The sequence below is a fragment of the Pseudomonadota bacterium genome (assembly GCA_010028905.1).
Taxonomy (GTDB): Bacteria; Vulcanimicrobiota; Xenobia; order RGZZ01; family RGZZ01; genus RGZZ01.
In genome coordinates, this window is record RGZZ01000217.1 from 1 (window position 1) to 8247 (window position 8247).

Annotated in this window: 9 protein-coding genes; 6 read left to right on the top strand and 3 right to left on the bottom strand. The window is 65.8% G+C overall.

What is annotated here, in order from left to right; translation table 11 throughout:
• Positions 1-1580, bottom strand: a 1580-nt coding sequence (locus EB084_14600; GenBank protein NDD29488.1) for a DEAD/DEAH box helicase, incomplete at its 3' end; no start/stop codon positions are given.
• Positions 1581-1762: 182 nt separating this feature from the next.
• On the opposite strand from EB084_14600, the gene EB084_14605 reads away from it, so the two are divergent.
• From EB084_14605 to recR, 6 genes are all read left to right on the top strand, one after another.
• The gene (locus tag EB084_14605; protein NDD29489.1) at positions 1763-1957 is read left to right on the top strand and encodes a hypothetical protein; all 195 of its coding nucleotides are present in this window, start codon (positions 1763-1765) and stop codon (positions 1955-1957) included.
• 136 nt (positions 1958-2093) lie between these two features.
• Positions 2094-3020, top strand: a complete 927-nt coding sequence (locus EB084_14610) for a ParB/RepB/Spo0J family partition protein (GenBank protein ID NDD29490.1) — start codon at positions 2094-2096, stop codon at positions 3018-3020.
• A gap of 160 nt (positions 3021-3180) precedes the next feature.
• Entirely contained in the window at positions 3181-4833 is a 1653-nt protein-coding gene (gene dnaX, locus EB084_14615) for a DNA polymerase III subunit gamma/tau (GenBank protein NDD29491.1), read from the top strand.
• A complete protein-coding gene (locus tag EB084_14620) occupies positions 4830-5243 on the top strand; it encodes a DNA-binding response regulator (protein ID NDD29492.1) in 414 nt (137 codons plus the stop codon). The genes dnaX and EB084_14620 overlap by 4 nt, the downstream gene beginning before the upstream one ends.
• Before the next feature lie 10 nt (positions 5244-5253).
• A complete protein-coding gene (locus tag EB084_14625; GenBank protein NDD29493.1) occupies positions 5254-5571 on the top strand; it encodes a YbaB/EbfC family nucleoid-associated protein in 318 nt (105 codons plus the stop codon).
• 61 nt (positions 5572-5632) lie between these two features.
• Complete coding sequence (gene recR, locus EB084_14630) at positions 5633-6190, top strand: recombination protein RecR (GenBank protein NDD29494.1); 558 nt, start codon at positions 5633-5635, stop codon at positions 6188-6190.
• On the opposite strand, the gene EB084_14635 is transcribed toward recR, so the two are convergent.
• Both EB084_14635 and EB084_14640 read right to left on the bottom strand, forming a co-directional pair.
• Entirely contained in the window at positions 6191-7321 is a 1131-nt protein-coding gene (locus EB084_14635) for a hypothetical protein (GenBank protein NDD29495.1), read from the bottom strand.
• 1 nt (position 7322) lies between these two features.
• Entirely contained in the window at positions 7323-8216 is an 894-nt protein-coding gene (locus EB084_14640; GenBank protein NDD29496.1) for a hypothetical protein, read from the bottom strand.
• Between the last annotated feature and the right edge of the window lie 31 nt (positions 8217-8247).

An 8247-nucleotide genomic window follows, 5' to 3' on the forward strand; every position in this document is an offset into this window, starting at 1 on the left:
CGATGGAACGCCTTGGCCTGCTTGCGCGCCGCGCGCATCTGCTCGTAGAGCGAGCGATACCGGTCGAGATCCCCGATCTGATCGGGGCAGAGCGGACCCTGAAGGCGATTGATCTCACGATCGAGCGCGACGATGTCGTCGTCGAAGCTCCCCGAGGCGCGCACGGCCAGGAACTGGCCAAACGACTTCTCGAGCAGGCCCCGGCACTCATCGATGCCGTGTCGCTGGAGCAGGTTGAGCACCATGCCGTAGCTGGGGGTGAACTGACTGACCAGCGGATCAGCCTGCGCCCGCCCGAGACGAGCGGCCTCCTCGACGGTCTCCCGCGGATGATTGAGGACCACCACGTTCCCCACCTCATCCATGCCGCGTCGACCAGCGCGACCCGACATCTGGAGGAACTCACTTGCCGTGAGGGTGCGATGCCCCTCATCGGCGCGCTTGCCGATGGCCGAGATGACCGTGGTGCGCGCGGGCATGTTGATGCCTGCCGCAAGGGTCTCTGTGGCGAACACCACCTTCACGAGTCCGCGGTTGAAGAGGCGCTCGACCAGGTTCTTCCAGGAGGGGAGGAGGCCCGCGTGATGGGCCGCAACCCCGCTGTAGAGGGCGGGCAGGTGAGGGTGTGAGGCGAGAGCCGGGTTGCGCTCCACGGCTTCGTCGATGGCGTCGTGCAGCTCGGCCTCCTCGGCGGCCGAGAGGTGGAGCGTCTTGCTCGCGTACTGGAGGTTCTCCTCACAGCCCTTGCGCGAGAAGACGAAGTAGATGGCCGGCAGCATGCTGCGCTTGTCGAGGGCTTTGCACACGTCGGCGCCACGCGGACGCTCTGGGAGATGGTCGCGGCGCCGACGGTCTCCCTGCAGGCGGGGACCGCCGCCCCGCTGGGCGGAGCGCGCCGCCTGCGTCTTGTGCCGCAGCGCTGGGTTGAGCGACCCATCGGTGTTCAGCAGGCGGTACATCTGGTCTTCATACCAGTACCAGAAGCGCAGCGGAACGGGCCGATGCGATGTCACCCAGAGGTCTGTGGGGCCGTGGACCGCGGTCATCCAGTCACGCAGCTCCTCGGCGTTGGCGATGGTGGCGGAGAGCGCCACCAGCTGAACCGGCGGCGGGGAGTAGATGACCGACTCCTCCCAGACCGTCCCTCGCTCGACATCGTTCATGAAGTGACACTCGTCGAGCACCACGTAGCGCACGTCTCGCAGGTTGCGGGTGACCTCGCCCAGCGTCGTGCCGTAGAGCATGTTGCGGTACACCTCGGTCGTCATGACCACGAGCGAGGCGTCTCGCTGCACAGACACGTCACCGGTGAGAAGCCCCACCTGGTCGCTTCCCAGCCGATCACGAAAATCGAAGAACTTCTGGTTGGAGAGCGCCTTCAGCGGCGTGGTGTAGAAGCAGCGGTGCCCATGCGCCAGGGCGCGGTGGGTGGCGTACTCAGCGACCACGGTCTTGCCGGCGCCGGTCGGCGCGCAGACCACGACGTTGCGGCCCTGCTCGAGAGAGCGAATGGCCTGCTTCTGAAAGTCATCGAGGGGGAAAGGGAACAGCCTCTCGAGCCTGAGAGACTCGGCCTGCACGCCTCCCTGACGTCGTTCTGACACGGGCTCTGGTCGCTCCGAAGGGGAATTCACGCCCCGTTGTTCGTGCGGCCGATCCGGCTATCCTGTTTGCGTGGGTGCAGACTGCAGCGCGTCAGGAGGGGCCTCGGTCAACAGGCGTGGAAGCATCTCCATCATCCCCCGAGGAGGTCTTTCCAACCATGAGCGAGCCCTTGGGTCGAATCCGCCCGGTGCAGGCGATCGCCTGTCCCACATGCCGCAGCGTGCTCTCGGAGAACGCCCAGACCCTGGCCATTCAAGGACGGGCTGTGCGATGCGCGAAGTGCCGGACCGAGATCAAACTCCCCGAAGAGGTGCGCGCCGCCCTCCGTCGCAGCCGACAAGACGCCTCGTAAGGGGGGCGCGGAACCGCGCCGGAGCACGCTCACCAGAAGGAATAATCTTCAATCTCCCGAAAGGGCCCTGCAGGTGATCTCCTCGACTGGCAGAGCGTCGAGAAGCGCCGTGAGCTCTCGAAGGAAGTGACCGCCCGTGAACAAGGCCGCTCCCCAGAAGATGGCGGGTCGAGACATCTCTTCGCTGATGTCGAAGGGCCCGCGAGGTTCCGAGGCAGGTTCAGCGCTCCCGCACGGAGGGGTGCAGCAGCTTCCCATCGACAAGATCTCGCCCAACGCGCTGCAGCCGCGCCGCCATTTCGACGACGCTCTGCTGGCAGAGCTCGCTGAATCGATACGCGAGCACGGCGTCCTGCAGCCCGTGATCGTCACGCGCATGGGCGCCGGCTACCAGCTGGTGGTGGGCGAGAGGCGCTGGCGCGCATCTCAGCTCGCGGGCCTCACCGAGATCCCGGTTCTGGTACGTGAGTTCGCGGAGGCCGACGGGCTCGCGGTGGCGCTCATCGAGAACATCCAGCGCCAGGACCTGAACGCCCTCGAAGAAGCTGCAGCCTACCAGTTCCTGATGCGCGAGCATCTCCTTACGCAGGAGGAGGTGGCCGCACGCGTTGGCAAGAGCCGATCGGCCGTTGCAAACGCGGTGCGGCTGCTCAACCTTCCCCAGCCCATCCAGCAAGACGTGGAGGCCGGCGTCATCAGCGCCGGACACGCTCGCGCGCTTCTCTCACTCACGCGGCAGGCCGAGCAGCTGAAGGTGTGGGCACGGGTGAAGAGCCACCACCTCTCGGTGCGTCAGACCGAGGCGTATGTTCGACAGCTCCAGGAAGGCGAGAAGACGAGCTCGTCGAGCAAGCGAAGGCTCCCCCCGGAGTGGATCGACGTGCAGGAGAACCTGCAGCGACACCTCTCTGCCCAGGTGAAGCTCCGGCCGCGCACCCGCGCGGCGGGCAAGATCGAGATCCACTACAGCTCCCCCGATGAGCTCGACCGACTGATTCACACCCTCACAGCCCGGCAGCAAGGGCCCACGCGACGCGCCCGTCTTGACGACAACCTGCTCTGAGACCTCTGCCTGAGCGCCACCCCGAAGCGATGCATACAGGTGTTCGTCTCGCACATCGAGCACCCGGGCTGCTCAGCGCGTGCCCGCGGGCGGTAGGAACGCACATCGCCACGTAGAAGGTGGCCTGCATCCTCCGCTGGAGACGCAGGGCCCGCCGCACATGCAAGACAAACCCCGGAAAGAGCTGCGCGCGCTCTTTGGCCGATACCGGTCACAGACCTTCGCCGACCTGGTCGGCCAGCCGCATATCACCAAAACCCTTCAGAACGCCCTGAAGATGGGTAGAGTGGGGCAGGCCTACCTGTTCTGCGGCCCACGCGGCACCGGCAAGACATCGAGCGCGCGAATCTTCGCCAAGACCATCAACTGCACGGGTCCCGACCCTTCCGCTCCCTACGATACCTCCCCCCTCGAGCCGTGCAATGCGTGTGCCAGCTGCCTGAACATCACCGCGGGCCGGGCCCTCGACGTCATCGAGATGGATGCGGCCTCCAACACCGGCATCGACGACGTGCGCGACTCCGTCATCGGCAAGGCGGAGTACGTTCCAGTTGAGAGCCGCAAGAAGGTCTACATCATCGACGAGGTGCACAAGCTCTCGAGCTCCGCCTTCGCAGCCCTGCTCAAGACCCTCGAGGAGCCTCCCGCGCATCTGGTGTTCATGCTGGCCACCACCGACCCCAACGACCTTCCCGCAACCATCCTGTCACGGTGCCAGCGGTTCGATTATCGACGCATCTCGAACAGCGACATCGCCGCCCGCGTGAGGTACGTCTGCGAGGAAGAGGGCATTCCCATCGAGGAACGGGCGGCCGATCTCATCGCCGAGGCAGCCGACGGCGGCCTGCGTGACGCGCTGGTCATCCTCGAGCAGGCCATCTCATTTGCCGATGGACCCATCACCGCCCGGATCATCGACGATCTGCTGGGCGCAATCAGCAAGGACGCGCTCTTCTCTCTCTGCGGCCACATCCTCGATCAGCAGATCTCCGAAGCCGTCCAGGTGCTCGACCAGCTCCTCGCGGAGGGGCGTGACGCGGTGGTGCTGGCGCGCGACATGATCGCCCACGCCCGGGCCCTGCTGCTCGTCCAGATCTTGAAGAAGCCCGGTGACGCGGAGCATCTGCTGCGCACCTCCAGTGAGATGGTGGAGCGCCTTTCGGCACAGGCGAGCAGCGTCGACAGGGGGCGCCTCATGCGCATGGCAGGCGAGCTTCTCAAGCTCGAGAAGCAGCTCCGCGACAGCGCCCACCCACGCCTGAGCTGGGAGATGGGCATCATCACGATGGCCGCCGAGATCGCCGTGCCAGCGGCCGCGACCGCCCCACCGGCGACTGTGCCGGCCTCGCGCCCCGCGCCGCCACCACCACCGCCGCCGCAGCAGCACGCCCCCGCGCCACCACCGCCGCCGCAGCCGCAGCAGCACGCCCCGGCAGCAGCACCGGGCGAGGTCACCCTCGAGGCCTTCCAGGGGGCGTGGAAGCGCCTGCTCGATGAGATCCGTCGCAGGAAGACGCCTGGTTCCGGCGTATTGCTCCCGTTCCTGACCGATTGCAGGCCCGTTGCCGTGGAAGGCTCACGTTGCGTCATCGGCACCGCGGAATACGGGCAGTTCGAACAAGAGAAGCTCGAGGCGCGCCGTGCGGGCCTGTCAGAGATCCTCTCCGAGCTCATGGGCCAGCCCGTTCAGCTCACGTTGCGCCGAACAACCCGAACACCCGCTGCCACACGCAGCACGCAACCCGACGACTCCGCACACGCGAGCTTCGTGGACGAGGCGGGAGATCTCTTCAAAGGAACCGTCATCGAATGACTTCCCGAACCGCCAGAAGCCGACAGATCCTGCTCGTCGACGACGATGAGCACATCCTCCGATCGCTCATGATGTATCTGCAGGCCGAAGGATTCGAGGTCGTCGTGGCCCTCGACGGCAAGGAGGCCCTGCAGGCCGTTGAGGTCGCGCGTCCGGACCTGGTCGTTCTCGACGTAATGATGCCGGAGCTCGACGGCTTCGGTGTTCTCGAGAAGCTGAAGGCCACTGCCGCCACACGGGCGATTCCCGTCATCATGCTCACGGCCAAAGGGCAGGATCAAGATGTGATGCGTGGATTCAACCTGGGAGCGCAGGCCTACATGAGCAAACCCGTGAACTACGCAGAGCTCGTCGACAACATGCTCATCATCTTCGAAGACGAAGAGATGGCCATAACTGGTCACAACTAGGAGAACCGAAATGCAGAAACAGATTCTCAAGCAGATGCAGAAGAAGCTCCAGGACTCCCTCCAGAAGGTGCAGGAAGAGCTCGAGGCCCAGGTCGTCGAGGGAACTGCCGGTGGTGGCTCGGTTCGCGTGAAGGTGAACGGGCAGCGTGAGGTTCTGGGCATCCAGCTCGACAGATCGGTGGTCGACCCGGAGAACGTCGAGCTTCTCGAAGACCTCGTGCTCACCGCGATCAAGGACGGCCTCGACAAGGCCGGCGCCCTTGCGAACCAGAAGATGGGGGCCGTGACCGGCGGTCTGAACATCCCCGGGCTGCCCAACCTGTTCTGATCGACGGCCGCCCTTGTCTGCGGAGTTCGCGCCCCCCATCGCCCGTCTCATCGACGAGCTGATGAAGCTTCCCACCATCGGGCCCAAGAGTGCCGCGCGGCTTGCCTTCCACATCGTGGGCGCGAGCGCGGAAGACGCGCGTCGCCTCTCGCAGGCCATCGTTGAGGTGAAGGAGCGGATCCGGCCGTGCCGGCGATGCCACAACCTGGCCGAGAACGAACTGTGCCCCGTGTGCGCCGACCCGCTGCGCGATGGGAGCGTCGTGTGCGTGGTGGCCGATCCACGTGATGTGGTCGCCATCGAGCGGGCCCGCGAGTACCGCGGAACCTACCACGTGCTCGGAGGGCTCATCTCGCCCATGGACGGGGTCGGTCCCGATCAGCTCCACGTCTCCTCGCTCCTCGAGCGGCTGCGTGAGGGTGAGGTTCGTGAGATCATTCTCGCCATGGACGCGAACGTGAGCGGCGAGACCACCTCGCTCTATCTGGTTCGGGTGCTACGCCCCCAGGGAGTGCGCGTCACCCGTCTGGCCTACGGACTCCCCCACGGGATGAATCTGGAGTTCGCAGACGAGGTGACCCTGGCGCGCTCGCTCCAGGGCCGGCGCGAAGCAGACTGATCAAGTCTGCGGACGCGGCGGAACCGCTCCCGGTGCAGCCATCGCCGCCAGATGGCTGCGCACCTCCTGCCCAATCCATGCGGCAACCCCCGCGTCGCCTGCCCTGATCTCGATCATCGCCGTCTCTCCCACGAGCTTCACGACGGCACCACGAACCGTGTGCGCCACCTGTACTTCCTCGATGGTCTCGCAGGGCAGCGTCCTCCGCATGAGAGGAATCGCCCAGAGGGTCTCGCTGAGCCGAACATGACGCGCCTCGAGGTCGAGACGAACCCGAAAGCCCGCCAGAGCGCCAACACCCGCGGCAATGGTGGCGAAGAGGATGAGATACAGGTGATAGTCACCCGTTGCCCGCGCCACCTGATAGTAGGAAGGCTGGTGAAAACCCGCCGGCACGGTGGAGACGAGAAAGAACGCCAGCCCTACCCCCAGCATCCCGAACAGGAGCGAGGGGGTGACAAACCCCCAGGAGAACGATGTCCCCTGAGGGCTCTGCACACGACGAACCCGACTCCCGGCGGGCTGCTGCGCCGATCCGCCTGCCAATGAAGGGTGACGCAAGGCGCGTGCCCCGAACGAGAGGCCGAGATCACCAGGCTCGAAACGAACCTCGACACCGTCCTCCCCACGTTCTTGAAGGGGGCAGCCGATGGCTCGGGCAAGAGCCTCCGCCAGCCCTCGACTCGCAAGCTGATGGCCCCTGCGCTGGTCGATTGTGTACTCGTGCCCACCGCAGGCGAGCTTCACCAGCCAGAGGGTCTGCAGGTGCTCATCGCGCTCGCTCACGAGGGCCTGCAGCCGGACCAGGGGAGAGTCCTCCCAGGGGAAGACGAGCGGACGGCGCAGCGGGCCGTCCTTGACATGCACCTGGCGCAACGCCGTCGAGACCAGCACCGTCTTGAACGAGAGCGTTCCGAGAAGAAGACCGCCTCCCGCGATGATCAGGCAGCCCCAGAGGGCAGGGCGCCACTCGTCCCAGACCTGCGGCGCATGACCGTTCCACGCGCAGATCATGTACCACACCGGCCAGGATGCCACGAGGCCGGCAAAGAGCAGGAACAGGCAGAGCCCACGGTTGGAGTCGGTGTGCGTTGTGATGCGGACGCTGTCTGCCACGGCGGGCGTGCCCACGCTAGTAGCGGATCGTGCCCACCGAACGAACCTCTGTGAGCGGGGCGATCTCGCTGTACGAGAGCACCGCGAGGTCTGGGAATACGTCTTCGACGAGGCGCGCGACAAATCGACGCAGCGCGGGCGACGAGAGGACGACAGGGGTGATGTTGAGCCGAGAGACCTGTTTGAGCGCGGTCTCGAGCGCTTGCAAGACCCGCAGCGCATCGTCGGGAGGGAGGTCCATCCAGCGAACCCCGCCCGTGTCGGTCACGGCGTCGAGCAACGTTCGCTCGACGGCGCTGTCGAAGACGATGGCGTTCAAGTACCCTTCGTCGTCACGGAACTTCTGGTAGAGACTCCGGCTGTAGGCGATGCGCACGCACTCCGTGAGCAGATCGGGGTCGGTGGAACGGGGCAGGTTCTCGAGAATCACCTCGAGGATGGGCGCGAGATCTCTGATGGAGAGCTGCTCGCGCAACAGGTTGCGCAGCACCTGGCGAAGCCCGGAGACCGAGAACTGCGCGGGGAAAAGCGCCTGAACCAGCCCCGCATTCTCCTTGCGAACCCGCTCGAGATGCGTCTCGACCTCGAGATAGCCGAGCAGCTCCCAGCCGTGCCGATGCAGCAGCTGCTTGAGGCGGTTCTGCAGCGCGTACAGGCGCTCGGGCGTATCGATGGGGAGGTCGATCTCTCCCTCGAGCAGAGGCACGTCTCGGAACTTGATGACGTAGCGCTGCGACTCGAGCGCCGCCGTGGCCTTCAACGGAATGGGCGGAAGCACCAGGCCGGTCTCGAGAGCGACCCGCTGGCGCATGTGCTCCATCGTCTCGTTCAGCTCTGCCACATGCTGGGAGAGGTCTGCGCCCAGCTCAACCGATACGGGCGGCGTGCCGAGCACGTCTTCGAACTCCACGGCGCCCGTGGCGAACGACCGCGGGCGCCCC